The organism is Pseudomonas entomophila, from assembly GCF_013523165.1.
Taxonomy (GTDB): domain Bacteria; phylum Pseudomonadota; class Gammaproteobacteria; order Pseudomonadales; family Pseudomonadaceae; genus Aquipseudomonas; species Aquipseudomonas entomophila_A.
In genome coordinates, this window is the sequence record NZ_JAAMQI010000004.1 from 176967 (window position 1) to 195483 (window position 18517).

General features: G+C 64.7%; 12 protein-coding genes. 5 read left to right on the forward strand and 7 right to left on the reverse strand.

The window, feature by feature from the left end; all coding sequences use genetic code 11:
• Nucleotides 1-633: 633 nt before the first annotated feature.
• The 3 genes from betA to betI all read right to left on the reverse strand — a co-directional run bounded on the left by betA (nt 634) and on the right by betI (nt 4643).
• Entirely contained in the window at nt 634-2325 is a 1692-nt protein-coding gene (betA, locus tag G7Z99_RS04795) for a choline dehydrogenase (protein ID WP_181092442.1), read from the reverse strand.
• A gap of 148 nt (nt 2326-2473) precedes the next feature.
• Nucleotides 2474-3946: a betaine-aldehyde dehydrogenase gene (gene betB, locus G7Z99_RS04800; protein WP_181092443.1), complete on the reverse strand. Its 1473-nt coding sequence runs from the start codon at nt 3944-3946 to the stop codon at nt 2474-2476.
• Nucleotides 3947-3977: 31 nt separating this feature from the next.
• Nucleotides 3978-4643 (reverse strand): transcriptional regulator BetI, encoded by a 666-nt coding sequence (betI, locus tag G7Z99_RS04805; RefSeq protein ID WP_181092444.1) that lies wholly within the window; start codon nt 4641-4643, stop codon nt 3978-3980.
• Nucleotides 4644-5065: 422 nt separating this feature from the next.
• Between betI and G7Z99_RS04810 the strand changes: the two genes are divergently transcribed.
• The gene (locus G7Z99_RS04810) at nt 5066-7069 is read left to right on the forward strand and encodes a BCCT family transporter (protein ID WP_181092445.1); all 2004 of its coding nucleotides are present in this window, start codon (nt 5066-5068) and stop codon (nt 7067-7069) included.
• Between the two features lie 139 nt (nt 7070-7208).
• Nucleotides 7209-11861, forward strand: a complete 4653-nt coding sequence (locus G7Z99_RS04815; protein ID WP_181092446.1) for a dermonecrotic toxin domain-containing protein — start codon at nt 7209-7211, stop codon at nt 11859-11861.
• 16 nt (nt 11862-11877) lie between these two features.
• On the opposite strand, the gene G7Z99_RS04820 is transcribed toward G7Z99_RS04815, so the two are convergent.
• The 4 genes from G7Z99_RS04820 to gpmI all read right to left on the reverse strand — a co-directional run bounded on the left by G7Z99_RS04820 (nt 11878) and on the right by gpmI (nt 17048).
• Nucleotides 11878-12642, reverse strand: coding sequence for a divergent polysaccharide deacetylase family protein (locus tag G7Z99_RS04820; protein WP_181092447.1), 765 nt, complete (start codon nt 12640-12642; stop codon nt 11878-11880).
• Nucleotides 12643-12650: 8 nt separating this feature from the next.
• Complete coding sequence (locus tag G7Z99_RS04825) at nt 12651-13964, reverse strand: S41 family peptidase (protein WP_181092448.1); 1314 nt, start codon at nt 13962-13964, stop codon at nt 12651-12653.
• A 90-nt stretch (nt 13965-14054) separates the two neighbouring features.
• Nucleotides 14055-15362 carry a murein hydrolase activator EnvC family protein gene (locus tag G7Z99_RS04830; RefSeq protein WP_181092449.1) on the reverse strand — a complete coding sequence of 436 codons (1308 nt, stop codon included), beginning with the start codon at nt 15360-15362 and terminating at the stop codon, nt 14055-14057.
• A gap of 150 nt (nt 15363-15512) precedes the next feature.
• The gene (gpmI, locus tag G7Z99_RS04835; protein WP_181092450.1) at nt 15513-17048 is read right to left on the reverse strand and encodes a 2,3-bisphosphoglycerate-independent phosphoglycerate mutase; all 1536 of its coding nucleotides are present in this window, start codon (nt 17046-17048) and stop codon (nt 15513-15515) included.
• Between the two features lie 207 nt (nt 17049-17255).
• Here gpmI and G7Z99_RS04840 point away from each other — a divergent pair, with 207 nt between their 5' ends.
• Genes G7Z99_RS04840 through secB form a run of 3 tightly spaced genes read left to right on the forward strand, consistent with a single transcriptional unit; the run spans nt 17256 to nt 18448 of the window.
• Nucleotides 17256-17669 carry a rhodanese-like domain-containing protein gene (locus G7Z99_RS04840; RefSeq protein ID WP_181092451.1) on the forward strand — a complete coding sequence of 138 codons (414 nt, stop codon included), beginning with the start codon at nt 17256-17258 and terminating at the stop codon, nt 17667-17669.
• A gap of 1 nt (nt 17670) precedes the next feature.
• Nucleotides 17671-17925 carry a glutaredoxin 3 gene (grxC, locus tag G7Z99_RS04845; protein ID WP_181092452.1) on the forward strand — a complete coding sequence of 85 codons (255 nt, stop codon included), beginning with the start codon at nt 17671-17673 and terminating at the stop codon, nt 17923-17925.
• A gap of 40 nt (nt 17926-17965) precedes the next feature.
• On the forward strand, nt 17966-18448 hold the full coding sequence (gene secB, locus G7Z99_RS04850) for a protein-export chaperone SecB (RefSeq protein WP_181092453.1): 483 nt from the start codon (nt 17966-17968) through the stop codon (nt 18446-18448).
• Nucleotides 18449-18517: the final 69 nt, after the last annotated feature.

Sequence of the window (18517 nt, forward strand, 5' to 3'; positions counted from 1 at the left end):
CTCCGTGGTGGTGAGGCGGGAAGACCTGATTGACAAGCAGGTCGTGTGCCAATCGATTCTAACCTGATGAATTGGCAGGGTGTAAGGGGCGTGCAGGGGACACGGAGCGTGGCACGCGGCGAGAGAGCGAGCTGCGAGAGGGGTAGGCGTGATCGCGTGTCGGCTGGGGCCAGGATCGGACTGGACCGACGCCTCATGCGCCATGCAGCTACGCTTCGCTGTGGCGAAGACACCTCCCAGGACGACCCGGATGCGCTGTATTCTCAGCGCCGCGATCTTGGTGTGAGGGATCATTGCCTATGGTCATCCGCTTCATGCGCTACCGCATGACTACCCTGTGGGCTTGCCCGCGATGCAGGCGGCGCCTGATCGGGCGCTATCGCCGGCAAGCCAGCTCCCACTGGTCCTCATTTCAAGCAGCTACCTGGCATCAGCCTACTGATTGGCTCCCTGTGGGGCTTGCCCGCGATGCAGGCGGTGACGGATCGAACGCCAGCACTGGCAAGCCCGTGCCTACACGGGCCGTTGCAGCCTGCCAGCACCTTTGGGCCTGAACACCTCCGTCGTGGTGCCAGGATCGATCCGGCAAGTCAGATCGAGGGGCCCGCAAGCGCCCTCGATCCACAGGCGTTTTCAGCCCTGTGCGACCTCACGCATCGCCTTGCCCTTCACCGGGGCGCCCTCGGCAACGTAGTACTTGGCCGTGCTGCGAGGCAGGGGTGCGCGGTTGCGGATGCGGTCGGCGATCTTCTCGGCGATCATGATGGTGGTCGCGTTGAGGTTGCCGGTGATGATGATCGGCATGATCGACGCATCCACCACGCGCAGGCCCTGCATGCCATGGACACGGCCCTGGCCATCGACCACCGCCATGTCGTCGTCGCCCATCTTGCACGAGCAGGACGGGTGATAGGCGGTTTCGGCGTGTTCACGGATGAATTTGTCCAGCTCTTCGTCCGTCTGCACGTGCTCGCCCGGGCTGATCTCGCGACCGCGGTACTGATCGAGCGCTGGCTGGGCCATGATCTCGCGCGTCAGGCGGATGCCATCGCGGAACTCCTGCCAGTCCTGCTCGGTGGCCATGTAATTGAACAGGATGCTCGGGTGCTGGCGCGGGTCCTTGGATTTGACATGCACGCGACCGCGGCTCGGCGAGCGCATCGACCCCATGTGTGCCTGGAAGCCGTGCTCCTTCACGCCCTTGCTGCCGTTGTAGTTGATGGCCACGGGCAGGAAGTGGTACTGGATGTTCGGCCATTCGAATTCAGGACGGCTGCGAATGAACCCGCCTGCCTCGAACTGGTTGCTGGCACCGATGCCGGTGCCGTTGAACAGCCATTCGGCACCGATGGCCGGCTGGTTCCACCACAGCAACGAAGGGTACAGCGACACCGGCTGGGTGCAGGCGTACTGCAGGTACAGCTCGAGGTGATCCTGCAGGTTCTCGCCCACACCCGGCAGGTCGTGCACGACCGGGATGTCGAGGCTCTCGAGCAGGGCGCGTGGACCGACGCCGGAGCGTTGCAGCAATTGCGGCGAGGCGATGGCGCCAGAGCTGACGATCACTTCCTTGCGGGCACGGGCTTCGACGCGCTCTTCGCTGTCGCCGACCAGGTAGGACACGCCGATCGCGCGCTTGCCGTCGAACAGGATGCGGTCGCTCAAGGCGTGGGTGACGATGGTCAGGTTCGGACGCTTCTTGGCCTGGTCCAGGTAGCCGCGTGCGGTGCTGGAGCGGCGACCGTTCTTGGTCACCGAACGGTCCATCGGCCCGAAGCCCTCCTGCTGGTAGCCGTTGAGGTCGTCCGTGCGCGGGTAGCCCGCCTGCACACCGGCTTCGACCATGGCATTGAACAGCGGGTTGTTGCCCGGCTTGGGCGTGGCCACGCTGAGCGGGCCATCGCCGCCGTGGTAGTCGTTCGGGCCGATGTCGCGGGTCTCGGCCTTGCGGAAGTACGGCAGGCAGTCGAGGTAGGTCCAGTCTTCCAGGCCTGGCAACTTGGCCCAGCCGTCGAAGTCCATGGCGTTGCCGCGGATGTAGCACATGCCGTTGATCAGCGACGAGCCGCCCAGGCCCTTGCCGCGACCACACTCCATGCGACGGTTGTCCATGTGCGGCTCGGGGTCGGTCTCGTAGGCCCAGTTGTAGCGACGGCCCTGCAGTGGGAACGCCAGCGCGGCCGGCATCTGCGTGCGGAAGTCGAAACGGTAGTCCGGGCCGCCTGCCTCGAGCAGCAGCACGGTGGTGCCTGCGTCTTCGGTCAGGCGCGTGGCGAGCGTGTTACCGGCCGAGCCGGCACCGACGATGATGTAATCATATTCCATGAGGTTTCTCCGAGGGGGAGCGGCAAGCGTCAAGCGTCAAGCTGCAGGCAGAAGCAGTTGCGCGACACTCGCGAGTGAATGGGGCCATCAGTGGCGGCGGCATGACACCGCCGGCACTGTCTTGCAGCTAGCGCTGAGCCGCAGCCGTTCAGAACACCGACGCGTAGTCGCCCAGCTCGACCTGCACCGACTTGATGCGGGTGTACTGCGCCAGGGAACTGATGCCGTTCTCGCGGCCGACACCGGACTGCTTGTAGCCACCGACCGGCATCTCGGCCGGCGATTCACCCCAGGCGTTGATCCAGCAGATGCCCGCCTCGAGCTTGTGGATGATGCGGTGGGCGCGGCTGAGGTCCTGGGTGCAGACACCGGCGGCCAGGCCGTAGTCGGTATCGTTGGCGCGACGGATGACTTCGTCTTCGGTCTCGTAGCTGAGGATGCTCATGACCGGGCCGAAGATCTCTTCCTGGACGATGGTCATGTCGTCGCGGCAGTCGGTGAACACGGTCGGGGCGACGAAGGCGCCCTTGGCCAGGTCGCCCTCTTGCAGGCGCTCGCCGCCGCACAGCAGGCGAGCCCCTTGTTCCTTGCCCTTGGCGATGTAGCCCAGCACGCTTTCCATGTGGGCGAAGCTGACCAGCGGGCCGAAGTTGGTGTTCTCGTCTTCCGGGTTGCCGACGCGAATGCGCGCCACGCGCTCGAGGATCTTGGCCTCGAAGGCCTCTTTGAGCGATGCCGGGACGAACACGCGGGTACCGTTGGTGCAGACCTGGCCGGAGCTGTAGAAGTTGGCCATCATCGCGATGTCGGCGGCGCGATCCAGATCGGCGTCTTCGCAGATGATCAGCGGCGACTTGCCGCCCAGTTCCATGGTGACTTCCTTGAGCGAGGAGCTCGAGGCGCTGGCCATGACCTTCTTGCCGGTGGTGGTGCCGCCGGTGAAGGAGATCTTCTCGATGCGAGGGTGCTCGGTCAGCAGGCCGCCCACGTCGCGACCGCTGCCGGTCAGCACGTTGAACACGCCCGCAGGCAGGCCGGCTTCGGTGTAGATCTCGGCCAGCTTGAGGGTGGTCAGCGAGGTGACTTCGCTCGGCTTGAAGATCATCGCATTGCCGGCAGCGAGGGCCGGGGCGGATTTCCACAGGGCGATCTGGATCGGGTAGTTCCACGCGCCGATGCCGGCGGTCACGCCCAGCGGTTCGCGACGGGTGTAGACGAACGAGCTGTCACGCAGGGGGATCTGCTCGCCTTCGATGGCGGGCACCAGGCCGGCGTAGTACTCGAGCACGTCAGCGCCGGTGACGATGTCGACGTAGCGGGTTTCCGAGTAGGACTTGCCGGTGTCGAGGGTTTCCAGCATGGCCAGCTCGTCGTTGCGCTCACGCAGGAGGTCGACGGCACGGCGCAGGATGCGCGAACGCTGCATGGCGGTCATCGCCGCCCAGACCTTCTGGCCGCGCTCGGCGCTTTCGACTGCACGTTCGACGTCAGCCTCGTTGGCCCGCTGCACGTGAGCGAGCACTTCGCCCGTGGCCGGGTTGATGGCTTCGAAGGTGGCGTCGGTGCTGGCGTCGACATAACCGCCGTCGATGTAGAGTTTTTGCGTTCCGAAACGGGCCATAGTGTCCTCGCAAGTGCAATGGGGTGAATGGCTAGCCGCGTCGCGCGCCCGCCCATCTGGCGTTCGCGTCGCGCGGTTCTCCAGCGGCGGAGGGCATGTGGCCCGCGTCCTGCTGGGTAGCCAGTTGTAGATCCATGTATTGATAAGCGATGCGTACCGCCTGATCGGTGTCGAACGAGTCGCCCGACAACGCACCACGCAGCCACAGTCCGTCGATCAGTGCGGCCAGGCCGCGGGCTGCGACACGTGCCTGGTCCAGCGGCAGCACGCGGCGGAACTGGCAGCACAGGTTCGAGTACAAGCGGTGATCGTTGACTCGCTGCAACCGATGCAAGGTCGGTTGGTGCATGCTCGAGGCCCAGAAGGCCAGCCAGGTCTTCATGGCAGGTCCGGTGACCTGGCTGGCGTCGAAGTTGCCTTCGATGATCACCTTCAGGTGGGCACGCGGGCTGTCGTCCGTCAACGCCCGACGGCGCTGTGCGACGCCGTGGTTGAGCATGCTCAGGATATGGCGCATGGTCGCTTCGATCAGGCCGTTCTTGTCCCGAAAGTAGTGACTGATGATGCCATTCGACACCCCGGCCAGGCGGGCGATCAGCGCGATGCTGGCGTCTCCCATGCCGACCTGATCCACCGCCGTCAAGGTGGCGTCGATCAACTGCTGGCGACGAATGGGTTGCATACCGACCTTGGGCATCTCGTACTTCTCCTCAGGCCTGCGAGCGGGCGGCAAGCCGCTGTCTCGACGAGGACCAGTCTATTTTGTTTTGATTGAACGTTCAATCAATAAAGAATAAGCTCTGCGACAATTTGTGCCATTGACAGGTGTCAACGACGCCCGAGACGGTGCAGACGATTGCGATAAAAAGATCGTGAAAGCCTTGTGGTACGTGGCGTTGACAGGCCCGAGCAGCAAGCGGAACACAGCATCACCTGCGGTCATCGACCGCGCGACGAAGGTTCCGAGCGCAACGGGAAGGGTCAAGGCATCACGGCATACAGCGCAAACGCTCGATTTTCGGATCCCTTTTATAACACTTGAAGCCGTGGGGCTATTGCACCTATGGCTCGACCCCTGACTGTTAGCCTTCCCTTGCGCCTGCCCGGAGCTTTCGTGCAATGAGTTCTGCCTCCCTTACCAACCCCCCCGCCGAGCGCGTGCGGGTCAACAGCGTGGTGTTCTACACCTCGGCGTTGCTGATCCTTTCACTGACCGTGCTGCTGATTGCCGTACCCGAGACTGCAGGTCGCCTGCTGGGCGTGGCCCAATCCTGGCTGACCCGCTCGTTCGGCTGGTACTACATGCTGGTGATCTGCGGTTATCTGGTGTTCGTCGTCGCTCTGGCGTTCTCCGATTTCGGCAAACTCAAGCTCGGTGGCAAGGACGATCACCCGGACTTCAGCTACGGCGCCTGGGCCGGCATGCTGTTCTCATCGGGCATCGGCATCTCGCTGTTGTATTTCGGCGCCTCCGAACCACTGGACCACTACCTCAACCCGCCCGAAGGCACGCCAGGCAGCCTGGAAGCCGCGCGTCAGGGCCTGCAGCTGACCTTCCTGCACTGGGGGCTGCATGGCTGGGCCATCTATGCGTTGGTGGGGCTGGCCGTGGGGTACTTCGCCTACCGCCACAACCAGCCCCTGGCCTTGCGCTCGGCCCTGTTCCCCCTGTTCGGTGAACGCTGGGTCAAGGGCGGGGCAGGGCATGCCGTGGACATCTTCGGCATGTTCGTGACCCTGTTGGGCCTGGTGACCAACCTGGGCATCGGCTCGATGCAGGTGGCCTCGGGGCTGGAGTACCTGTTCGGCATGGACCACAGCAAGACCAACCTGCTGGTGGTCATCCTGGTGATGAGCGGCGTGGCGACCCTCGCTGCGGTGTCCGGCGTGGAAAACGGCATCCGTCGCCTGTCCAACCTGAACATCGTGCTGTTCAGTGGCCTGTTGCTGTTCGTGCTGATGAGCGGCCAGACCCTTCACCTGCTCAATGGCTTCGTGCAGAACCTTGGCGACTACCTCAACGGCTTCGTGCTCAAGACCTTCGACCTCTATGCCTATCAGCCCGACGGTGCCAAGTCCGAACGCTGGCTGGGCCTGTGGACCGTGTTCTACTGGGCCTGGTGGATTTCCTGGGGCCCGTTCGTGGGCATGTTCATCGCACGGATCTCCAAGGGCCGTACCGTGCGCGAGCTGGTCGCCGGCGTCCTGCTGATTCCGTTGGGGTTCACCCTGGCCTGGCTGTCGATCTTCGGCAACACCGCGTTGGACCTGGTGATCAACCAGGGGGCGGTGGAGCTGGGCAAGACCGCGGTCGAACAGCCATCGATGTCGATCTACCACCTGCTGGAGTACTTTCCGGCCGCACGCATCGTCGTGGGCGTGGCGGTGTTCGTCGGCTTCGTGCTGTTCCTGACCCCGGCCGACTCGGGTGCGGTGATGATGGCCAACCTGTCTTGCAAGGGCGGCCACGTCGATGAAGACGCGCCCAACTGGCTGCGGATCTTCTGGTCGGTGGTCATCACGCTGGTCACCATCGGCTTGTTGTTCGCTGGCAACTTCGAAGCGATGCAGACCATGGTGGTGCTGGCCGGGCTGCCGTTCTCGGTGGTCCTGGTGCTGTTCATGTTCGGTCTGTACAAGGCCATGAAGCAGGACGTGCAGATCGAGCAGGAGCGCGCCGAACTGGCTGCACGGGGTCGTCGCGGTTTCAGCGAGCGCCTCACGCAGTTGGACCTGCAGCCCACGCAGGCGGTGGTTCAGCGCTTCATGGACAAGCACGTCAGCCCAGCCCTGAAGGAGGCGGCCGTGCAACTGGGTGCGCTTGGCTATGCAGTGGAGAGCCGGTTGGGCAGCGCCCGCGCGCTGATGGGGTTGCGGGTGATGATGGATGAGGGGAACCCCTTCGTCTACGAAGTGAGCCTGGACGGCTACCAGGCGCCTGTCGGCGACACCCCGCCTGACGCCGAACCCGAGGTTCGCCAGCGCTTCTACCGTGCCGAGGTCTACCTGCACGACGGTAGCCAGGAGTACGACCTCATGGGCTTTACCGGTGAGCAGATCACGCGCGATGTGCTCGACCAGTTCGAAAGCCATCGGCAGGTCCTGGGGCGCGTCTACAGCTGACGCCACCTGAACGCCCGCTCTGGCGAGAGGGCGTTCAGGCCGTGCCGGTCGCTTCCAGGCATCGGTCACGCCTTATGTACCACCGCCGCGTCAGGTGCGCTTCGTAGCGTGTGCCGCTTCTACCCAAGGAGCCGCACACATGACCAACCGACCAGACGTCGTTCCCGATTACCAGCGTGCCGTCGCCGCCGAGTTCGCCGCACGGCCTACCCTGCGCCAGCTCATCGCGCGACAGGCGCTGGCCGTGCTCAGCGAAGCCCACACCTCGGTGGCCGCTGCAGGCCTGCCGGATGCCGAACCGCTCGTGCTGCTGATCCCCCAGCCGCATCAGTGGTCTCGCGCGTCACTGGTGGACACGTTGCTCGAGGCGTTGTTGCAGGGCGTCCCCCTGGAGCGTCTCGGTGAGCGCGACGGGGAGTTCCTGATAACGTCGAGCCCCGACTACCCATTGCGCGATCACCAAGGCCAGGCGCTCGAGGGCGCGACGTCCATCCGCGGGCAGATGGGTGCCCTCGACGAGGCCGTGCAGGCACTCATCGAAACCTTCTGCCAGGCGCAGCGCGACTATTGGGCGGCGCCAGGCAGCCTGGGGGCCAGCCGCGACCAGTGGTTGCAATTGACGCTCAAGTCGGCCCTGTTGCAGAACCTGCCCTTGCACGGCCTGGATGCACGGCAGGCGGCCTGCGTGCGTGGCGTGCTCCGAGGGGGCACTGGGCGCCCGACCGTCTTCGCCATCGAGGTCGAACTTCAGGACGCGGGAACGTCTCGACGTGTGGCCCTGCCCAACCTGCTGATCAGCGGCGAGTATGACGAACGTCAGGTACTGCTGTGGTGCGCGCCCTCCAGTACGGTGCAGGCCTTCGATTCGTTCGATGCATTCGTGCAGCGGCTGCACGAGGAGCTGGCCGAGCCCTATCGGTTCGACACGCTGACCTGGCATCGATACGTACTCGAGGGCAATGTCTTCGCACAACAGACCGCCCTCATGCTCGACAGCCTGCTGCAAGCGGCACGCAGCGTGTGGTACTGGCAGAGTGCCGATCTGCCAGCCCTGGAGGCGCTTTTCGCTCAGCTGACCGATCCGGCGGCGTTTTTCATCAGCGGTTACCAGGTCGCGTCGTCGTCTGACATGACCCTGCCGCCTGGCTTGCGAGCCGTGACGGATGCGGAGGGGTTCCTCTGTCAGGATGCGTTGTTCGAACTGGCGTTGGCGCAGGCCGAATCGCTGGGCACGACGTCCCGCGATCAGCTTCAGGACCTGCGTGAATACACGCGCCAGGCACTGCGTGAGGCGCTGCTCGGCGACCACCCCGATGACGCCAACTATTTCCCGGACGACCTGGTCCTGACCCTGAGCCTTGCACGGGGCACGCCAGGCGGGGCGGCCACAGGGCCTGGCGACAGCGCCGTCGACACGTTCGAGATGACCCTGACCGACTACGCCATCGGCGACCTTGGAGACGCACGGGACGCCACGCTCAGTGCAGTCGCTCACCGGAATGGTCAATTGATCATGCCCTGGCTGACCCTCGACTACCTCGACGCCCTGGTCAGTCGTGTAGACGTCGGCCGTCGTTACCCCGCCCATGTGGCACGCTTCATGGACGCGCCTGCGGGCAAGCCGGAACGCATTGCGTGTTTCGCCAGGGAATGGCGCAGTGCGCTGCTGTTCAGTGCCCTGCAAGGCAAGCTGGCGGGAACGCTCGACGCGGCGGCCTTGCAGTGCGTGACCGACTACTGCCGCGGCTGGCTCGACCCTGAGCTGCCGAGGATGGCGCTAATGCCGCTGGCGTTCAAGGCCGGTGAAGAGGACGACGGCGTCGATGTGGTGCGTGGCATGTACGTGCTGTTTTGCGCCGAGCCGACGTACGTGCTGCTGTACCGGCCGCTCTACGAGAATGCACCGCTCATGGTCTTCGAGACCTTCGACGCCCTCATGTCCGCGATCGCGCGCGAAGGCGCATTGCAGACCAGTGTGCTGGACTGGCTTCCCGACCAGGCCCGGCGTGTCTACGACAATGGGGGGTTTCTCGAGCCTCATCGGTTGACACCGATCCTCGACGAGGCAGGTTTTCTGCTGCCCGTGAAGCCTGCCGTCCTGCACAAACGCCTGTGGCGACAAGACGTCGACACGCGGCTGTACGAAGCCAACCGTGATCTGCTGGTGGCGCTGGCTGACCGCCGGTCGTGGTCCACTGCGGAGAAGCACTGGGCTTCGCTGGTCAGAGGGGCATGGTTGCTGTTCGATACAGTCAGCCTGGTCGTGCGCGGTCCGGTGGCGACCGTAGCCTGGCTGGCGCAAGGCATAGCGGCCTTGGGCCAGGACCTGCCGGTGCTGGCGCACGGCACGGGCGCGCAGCGCGTGGCAGCGATCGTCGACCTGATCGTCAACCTGGGCCTGGCAGTGGCTCACCTGAAGCTCCCTCGTGAGACACCGGTCCTTGCGCAGCCCGTGCTGGCAGCGAGCACCGGCAGGCTGGCCAGGCCCGAGGTCAGCGTTCCGCAGCGTACGGCCCTCGTACGGGCAGGGCACCTCGATGCGCCGTACGCCTTGGCGGCAAGGGGGGAGGCGAGCGTGGATTTCTCATGGCGTGGCGCACACGGCTTCAACGTCCTGACGCCGACCCAGCGTGCACGGCTCAGGGCCATGCGCTCGTCCGTCGATCTGCGCGATGCGCCTGAGCAGGCAGGCCTGTACAGGGTCGGTGATCGACACTACGTCTCGATGAGGGGCGATGCGTACGAGGTCCAGGTGTCTCAGGAGGGGGTGCGCATCCTCGATACGCAGGGAGAGAAAGGGCCTTGGCTGCAGCGAACCGAGGGTGTCTGGCGCGTCGATTCGGCGCTGGCGCTGCGCGGTGGCATGCCCAAGAGCCGTGTCGAACTCAGGCGTGAGCAGAATCGAGCCCGCTTGATGGCGCTCCAGGAACAGGAGAACACACTGACAACGCAGCGCAATGCACAGGCCAAGGTGTTCGAGGCGCACCGGCGCCTGTTGTTGGAGAAGGAAGATAGCATCGGCGAATTGGAGGCGATAGCGCATCCGGATGAGCTTCAGGCACGCGAGCTGGCGTTGCTCAAGGACCTGCGCCAGCGGATCCGAGAAACCGTGACGTACGACATGAAAGCGTTGGTCGACCTCGACGTGAAGAACGATCAGGTGGCAGGCGAGATCTTCGACCTCAGGCATGTCGACGCTTCCCTGGAGGAAGCCATCGCCCTGCATCGCAGGGCAGTACGCCAGGAATTGATCGGTAACTGCAAGCTGCTCTATAACGAACTGGCGTCGCTCATCAATGAGGCGGGTGCGCAGACCCTGAGCGATACCATCGCGATCCTGCCTGAGGAGGCGTCGGAGATCGAGCAATACAGGCGTTTCCGTACGACGCTGGAAAAGGTCGTGAAATGGGAGGCGGATGCAATCAGCGTTTCCCAGCACTTCGATCGTCTGCTGGAGGCGACGCTCAATGACCCGACCATCAGCTTCAAGGACCCTGATACCGGCGTCAAACTGGACAAGACCGTCTACCTGAGCGGGGTCATCGAACAGCGCAAGGTCAATGCCGTGGACTTGGAAGTTCGTCTACTGCTGGATCTGGGCGAACTGAGTCTCGATCGTCTGGCGGGAGGCGATGAGCAGACGCTTAAAGCCTTCCAGGCCTATCTGACTGGCGAATCGCTGCAAAGCGCCGCTGCCGCGCATGGGGATCTAAGCCAGAGTGAATTGAGCGTGGAAGAGCGTATCAGCGTATTGACCAGCGTCGTGGAGGCCTATGAAGAGGCGGCTGCTTCGGCAGATTACCTGCGCAGTATCTCCACCACGGTGGTACGCCTTGAAACGCTCGAGGAGTACCGCACCGTGCTGAACCGGCTCAAGGAGCAGGCCGAGCATGAGTTGGCACAGGCCGTGCGCGAGAAGGAACTCGCTTTGCCTCGCACCCGTCAGCCCAGGGTGTATGCCAGCCGAGGTGGAAAGCGCCGCGTGGTCAAGACCCAGCGGGGGCGCAGCGTGGTGGGGACCGAGGTCGAAATCGACGGCGTGCCGGTGATCGAGCAGCGCGATGCGCGCACTGACCAGGTGATCAAGACGTTCCGGCGCCAGGGTTCTCAGTGGGCAGAGGAGGTCAAGCCAGACCCGGCCGCCACTTCGGAGTCGCCTGAGACCGCCCCCGCGCCTGATGCGCTGCGCCAGCGTGGCAGGGCGCTGGTCGGTGAGGTCGAATCGATCATCCGTCTGGCTCGCCAGTACGTCAGGTCCGATGAGCCGCACGGTTTGTCTTCGGTCATCGATCTGCACGTCGAAAAACTGGAGGAGGTTCAGGCCAGGCTGCCTCGTACCGACCAGGACGCTGCCCTGCACCTGGAACTGAGCGAAAGCCGTGAACGCTTGCAGCATACGCGCCGTGATCTGTTGGTCGGCCTTTATCTGGCCACCAGTCATCCCTCGGCCAGCAGCTTGCGGTTCCTGGTCGAGCATGGCGCCGTGCGTGTCGAGCGTGCGGGGCCCCGCAAGCCGTTGTCAGAACACGACTACCTGGACGTGTACGAGATTCGACGTCAGCCTGTTTCCGGTCAGACGAAGGGCAGTGGGTTGTGGGAGGCGCACTTCCATTATCCTGAAGCGACCACCCCGGGCCCTGCCTTCAGCAAGGGTCACCTCAAGCTCTGGTCCCAGCGCAAGCTGGGCCGCGAGGCGCAACTGCGCGCGGCGACCACTGGCAAGGACCTGCTGGCGATCTACCGGGGCGATCTGAAGCCCCATGAGGTCGACGGGCTGATTCCTTTCGACTGAGTCGACCGTCCAGGCGTCAGCGACCTGGGTAGACACCCTGCCGGCCATGGGCGGGCATGGCCAGGTTGCTGCGTTGCGCGATCATCTGGTGGAGGTCGATCCACACCACCCCCTGACGCCCGAGCAAAGGCAGCTCCCTTTCCAGCACCTCGAGCGTTTGCGGGTAGGGGTGCCCGATCAGCACGACGGAGCCCTGGCGACGGGCCAGGGCGATGCCTTGACGCAACTGCGCCGCGATCGCCTCGGGAGTGCGTACGTCGTCCAGGAAGACATCGCGCGAGACGTGCGCCAGGCCGATGGCCTGGGCCTTGGCCGCCGCCACCGTGGCTGCGCTGGTGCGGCTGTCGACGAAGAACAGGCCGCGGCGCTGCAGTTCGCCCATCAGCCAGGCCATCGGTGCAGGCTGCGACGTCATGCGACTGCCCATGTGGTTGTTGAGCCCGGCAGCGTAGGGGACCTTCTCCAGGGCGCGATCCAGGCGTGCAGCCAGCACCTCGATCGCCGTTCCTGGGTGCCAGGCATAGGGACCGGTCGCCGGATCCATGGGCATGTGCAGGATCACGGTCTTGCCAGCGGCATGCCCCTGCCGCGCGAAGTCGGTGGCGTGCGGGGTATCGGGCATGATCGCCAAGGTCACCGGCCCTGGCAGGGCGAGTACCCGGTTGTCGCGCGCGACGTTCTGCCCGAGGTCATCGATGATCAGCGTCAGGTACGCCTTGTCCGGCGCCGCCTGGACGGCACCGGCCAGCAACCCGAGCAGAGCGAGCAGAAGCGCACGCATGGGCGCGGTCAGGCGCCCTTGGTGATGTTCAGGCCCTTGAGCAGGCTCAAGGCCTGACTCAGCTGGAAGTCATCGTCCTGGGGGCGTGTCTTGCGCGCACCGCCCGAGGGACGGTCGGCGCCGCCGTTGCCATTGCCCAGATGACCTTGCAGATCGGCTTCCTTGAAGTTCTCGGTGTCGGCCTCGGCGGTGAGCTTGGCCTGACGCACCTCGATGTCCGGCACGATGCCCTGGGCCTGGATCGAACGCCCGTTGGGGGTGAAGTACAGGGCCGTGGTGAGCTTCAGGGCGCGGTCGTTGTTCAGCGGCAGCACGGTCTGCACCGAGCCCTTGCCGAAGCTGTCGGTGCCCATCAGCACGGCACGCTTGTGGTCCTGCAGGGCGCCTGCGACGATTTCCGAAGCCGAGGCACTGCCGCCGTTGATCAGCACCACCAGGGGCACACGCTCGCTGGCGTCGGCCGGGTCGGCAGAGAAGCGCAGCTCGGAATTGGCGATCCGGCCCTTGGTGTAGACGATCAGGCCCTTGGTCAGGAAGTGATCCGCCACTTCGACCGCCGACTGCAGGACGCCACCTGGGTTGTTGCGCAGGTCCAGCACGATGCCGCGCAGCTTCTTGCCGTTGTCCTTGCGCAGCTTGGCCAGGGCCTTGCCGACTTCCTCACCGGTCTTGACCTGGAACTGCGTGATGCGGATGTAGCCGTAGTCGCTCTCCATGAGCTGGCTCTTGACGCTCTTGACCTGGATCACGGCGCGCGCCAGGGTCACGTCGAACGGATTGCCACCGTTGCGAATCAGGGTCAGGGTGATCTTGTCGCCGATCTTGCCGCGCATCTTGTCGACCGCCTCGGTCATGGACTGGCCGCGCGTGGGCTGGCCGTTGATCTTGACGATCAGGTCCCCGGCCTGGATGCCGGCGCGCGAGGCAGGCGTGTCGTCGATCGGCGAGACGACCTTGAGGAAGTTGTCCTCCATCCCGACCTCGATGCCCAATCCACCGAACTCGCCGCTGGTGCTTTCCTGCAGCTCCTGGAAGTCTTCAGGGCCGAGATAGGCCGAGTGCGGGTCCAGGTTGCTGAGCATGCCCTTGATGGCGTTTTCCAGCAGGGTCTTGTCGTCCACCGGTTCGACGTAGGCCGCCTTGATCCGGTCCATCACCTCGGCGAAGGTCCGCAGCTCGTCCAGCGGCAGCGGCCCCTGGGGCGTGACTTCGGTGGTCGGCACGGCGACACGAGCCGCAGGCTCGGCGGCCAGCAACGCAGGCGCACCGACCGCCAAGGCGACGGTCAGGGCCAACTGGGAAAGGCGAGGCGAATGCAGCATGTCGAACGAACTCCTGATCCTGGTAGCGCCCCTCTGGGGAGCATCGGCGCCGTGAAACGACACTGCACCGCACGATGAACGAACCGCCGGCTAGCCTCGACACCACTGGGTCGGGTCGCTCGGACGGCCTTGTTGACGGATCGCGAAGTACAAGCCCGCGCTTTCCTGCCCACCGCTGTCGCCGACGGTGGATATGGCTTCACCCGCTTTGACGATATCGCCAGCGCTCTTGAGCAGGCTCTGGTTGTGACCATACAGGCTCAGGTAGCCGTTGCCATGGTCGAGGATGACCAACAGCCCTGCGCCACGCAACCACTCGGCGAACACCACACGGCCCCCATGCACGGCGCGGACCCGCGTGCCGACCGGCGCACCGATCATCACACCGTCCCACTTGGCCCTGACATCGCCGCCGCGTGCATCGCCGAAACGTGCCAGCAGTCGACCATCGACCGGCCATGGAAGTTTTCCACGAGCGGCAGAAAAAGCCCCGCCATAGCTGGCGCCGGCACTGCTGACCACGGGGCCGGCAGACGGGCGTGGCGCGACGGGGGTGGGCGCCGGGGCGGTGTCCTGGGCCTCCCGGCTGGCCTGGGCACGGGCTTGTGCTTCACGTTGGCGGCGTTCGGCCTCCTGCTGCGCGAGCAGGGCACGCTGGCGCGCCTCTTCGGCTTCTCGCGCCTGGCGCGCCAGGGTCTCTTCAATGGTCTTGAGCACCTTGCCCAGTTCGGCCTGGTCCTGCTGACGCGCCTGAAGCTTCTGGTCACGGTCCTTCATGTCGGCGTTGAGCTTGGCCAGCACCTGGCGCCGCTCGCTGCGCACCGCCTCGAGTGCCTGGCGCCGGCTGTCGAGGTTGCCCCGTTCGGCCAGCAGTTGCGCCTGCTGTCGGGCGATGTCCTGCTCGACGCCTGCCAGTTGCTTCAAGGTCTGGTTGAAGGCATGCAGTTGCGTCAGGCGTGCCTTGCTCAGGTAATCGTAATAGGTCAGGGTGCGGGCGAAGCGCTCGGGGTTCTGCTGGTTGAGCAGCAGCTTGAGGTATTCCTCACGGCCGTTCTGGTAGGCCGAGCGCGCCTGGATGGCGATCAGGCGCTGCTGTTCGGTGCGGGCGGTCTGGAGTTTTTTTTTCTCGAGATCAAGGCGCTCCAGCTCGCCCTCGGTCTTTTTTAGCGACTCCTGCAGGGCCTCCACCTGCTTTTCCAGCGTGCCGATATCGGTTTCGGTGGCCTTGAGGTCTTTTTGCACCCCGGACTTTTCCGCTTCCAGTTTACGCAGGACCTTTTGCAGCTCGACGATATCCTGGCGAGTGGCGTCCAGCTGTTGCTGGGTCTGCGCGCGTTCGTCGGCGAAGGCCGGGCTCAGCAGGCAGGTCAGGACTAAGGGGATCAGGGCGCGAAGCATGGGGTGGGCATACCGGGGATGGAGATCGACCTAGTATGCCCGCCATGGCGCACAAAAAAAATGCTTGCCGGCATCCAGGGCGCGGGTGATGCCATCGCCAGCCGGCGTCGACGGCCTGGGCCGCCTCCGCTGGCTGGCGAACGGCACGGCTCAGGCGTCGATCAGGATCGACGTGCCGGTCATCTCGGCCGGCTGTGGCAGGCCCAGCAGCTTGAGCATGGTCGGCGCCACGTCGGCCAGGACGCCGCCGTCACGCACCTTGAGGTTGCGCTTGCCGACGTAGATGAACGGTACCGGCTCGGTGGTGTGCGCGGTGTGCGCCTGGCCGGTGCATTCGTCTTCCATCTGCTCGACGTTGCCGTGGTCGGCCGTCACCAGTGCTTCGCCGCCGACCTTGTCCAGCGCCTCGACGATGCGGCCCACGCAGGTGTCGAGTGCCTCGACCGCCTTGACGGCCGCTGCGAACACGCCGGTGTGGCCGACCATGTCGCCGTTGGCGTAGTTGACGATGATCACGTCGAACCGCTGCTGCTCGATGGCCTCGACGATGCGGTCGGTGACCTCCGGCGCGTTCATTTCCGGCTGCAGGTCGTAGGTCGCGACCTTCGGCGACGGGATCAGGATGCGCTCTTCGCCTTCGAAGGGCTCCTCGCGGCCCCCGGAGAAGAAGAAGGTCACGTGGGCGTATTTCTCGGTCTCGGCGATGCGCAGCTGGGTCTTGCCGTGCTTGGCCAGGTACTCGCCCAGGACGTTGTCCAGGCTGGCGGGTGCGAAGGCTGCGGGGGCCGGAATCTTGGCCGAGTACTGGGTCAGGCCGATGTAGGCCGCGAGCTTGGGCAGGCGCGCCCGCGGGAATTCGTTGAAGTCCGGCTCGACGAACGCGCGCGACAGTTCACGCGCACGGTCGGCCCGGAAGTTCATGAAGATCACCGCGTCGCCGTCTTCGACCGTGACCGCCTCGCCAACGCGTGTGGCCTTGACGAATTCGTCGCTCTCGTCGCGCGCATAGGCGGCTTGCAGGCCGGCCAGGGCAGTGTCGGCGCTGTAGTCGGCAGTGCTGTCGACGATCAGGTTGTAGGCCGCGCTGACACGGTCCCACCGGTTGTCGCGGTCCATCGCGAAGTAACGACCGATCAGGCTGGCGATGCGGCCCTTGCCCAGGCGGGCGAAAGTGGCGTCCATCAGCTCGATGGACGCCTGGGCGCTGCGCGGTGCGGTGTCGCGACCGTCGAGGAAGGCATGCAGGTAAATCGTCTCGGCGCCGCGCTGGGCGGCCAGCTCGACCATGGCGACCAGGTGATCCTGGTGACTGTGAACGCCCCCGTCCGACAGCAGGCCAAGCACGTGGACCGCCTTGCCGGCGCCGACGGCCTTGTCCACGGCCCCGGTCAGCACCGGGTTTTCGAAGAACTCGCCATCGCGGATCGCTTTGGTGACGCGGGTGAAGTCCTGGTACACCACACGCCCGGCACCCAGGTTCATGTGTCCGACTTCGGAGTTGCCCATCTGTCCATCCGGCAGGCCGACGTCCATCCCGGAACCCGAGATCAGCCCATGGGGCAGGGTGGCGCGCAGGCGATCGTAGACCGGCGTGTTCGCGGCATGGATGGCGTTGTACTCGGGGCTCTCGCTGTGCCCGAAGCCATCCAGGATGATCAGGACCAAGGGTTTGGGCGTACTCGTCATCGGATCCCACTCACAATTGTCAAAGAGGATAAGGACACGCATTTTAGGGCAAATTCACCCGGGCTGACGAACATTCGTCCGCCGGGGCGTCGATCGGGTCGCTTCGCCGGTGGGTGACAAGATCTTTCAAGGCGTCCGTCGGGCTTTGGTGGGTCAGGGGCGGTGTGTATACTGGCCGACATTTTCACTCGCCTGGAACACCCACCGATGGTTGCCAACCTGATTCAATTCGCTACCAACCACTTCATCCTGGTGGCGATCTTCGTCGTTCTGCTGATCCTGCTGCTGCTCAACGAAATGCGCCGCGGCGGCCAGAGCCTGAGCAACGGCCAGCTGACCGCCCTGGTCAACGCCGACAAGGCCGTGGTCGTCGACATCCGCACCGCCAAGGAATACGCCGCAGGCCACATCGTCGGCGCCTTGAACATCCCGCAGGACAAGCTGGTCGGTCGTGTGGGCGAGCTGGAAAAGCACAAGGCCAAGACCCTGATCCTGGTCGACAGCATGGGCCAGCATGCCGGTACGCACTGCCGTGAACTGCTCAAGTCCGGCTTTACTGCCGCCAAGCTCAGTGGCGGTGTGTCCAGCTGGAAAGCCGACAACCTGCCTTTGGTGAAGTGATATGAAGCCCGTCCTCATCTACTCCAGCGATTATTGCCCCTACTGCATCCGCGCCAAGCAGCTGCTTACCCGTAAAGGCGTCGACTTCGAGGAGATCAGGGTCGATGGCAAGCCGCAGTTGCGCGCCGAGATGAGCCAGAAAGCCGGTCGCACCTCGGTGCCCCAGATCTGGATCGGTGACACCCACGTCGGCGGTTGCGACGAACTCCACGCCCTCGAACGCGCCGGTCGGCTCGACACGCTGCTCGGGGCGTGATGCCTCCACTGTTCCACCTTCTTCAGGATAAGGATCTGCCATGACTGACCAACAGACCACCGGCGCGGCCGAAGACACTTCCCCGCAGTTCTCCATGCAGCGCATCTACGTGCGTGACCTGTCGTTCGAGGCCCCGAAAAGCCCGGCGATCTTCCGCCAGCAGTGGGAGCCGAGCGTCGCGCTGGACCTGAACACCAAGCAAAAAGCCCTGGAAGGCGACTTCCATGAAGTCGTGCTGACGCTGTCGGTCACCGTCAAGAACGGTGAAGAAGTCGCATTCATCGCCGAAGTTCAGCAGGCAGGCATTTTCCTGATCAAGAACCTCGATGCGGCTTCGATGAGCCACACCCTGGGTGCGTTCTGCCCGAACATCCTGTTCCCCTACGCGCGCGAAACCCTCGACAGCCTGGTGACCCGTGGCTCGTTCCCGGCCCTGATGCTGTCGCCGGTCAACTTCGACGCGTTGTACGCGCAAGAAATGCAGCGCATGCAGGAAGCCGGCGAGGCGCCGTCGCTGCAGTAAGGCACGACCCTCGGCCCGAGACGCTCGTCTCGGGCCGATACCCCTTTGTATCTGCCTTCCGGGCTTCAT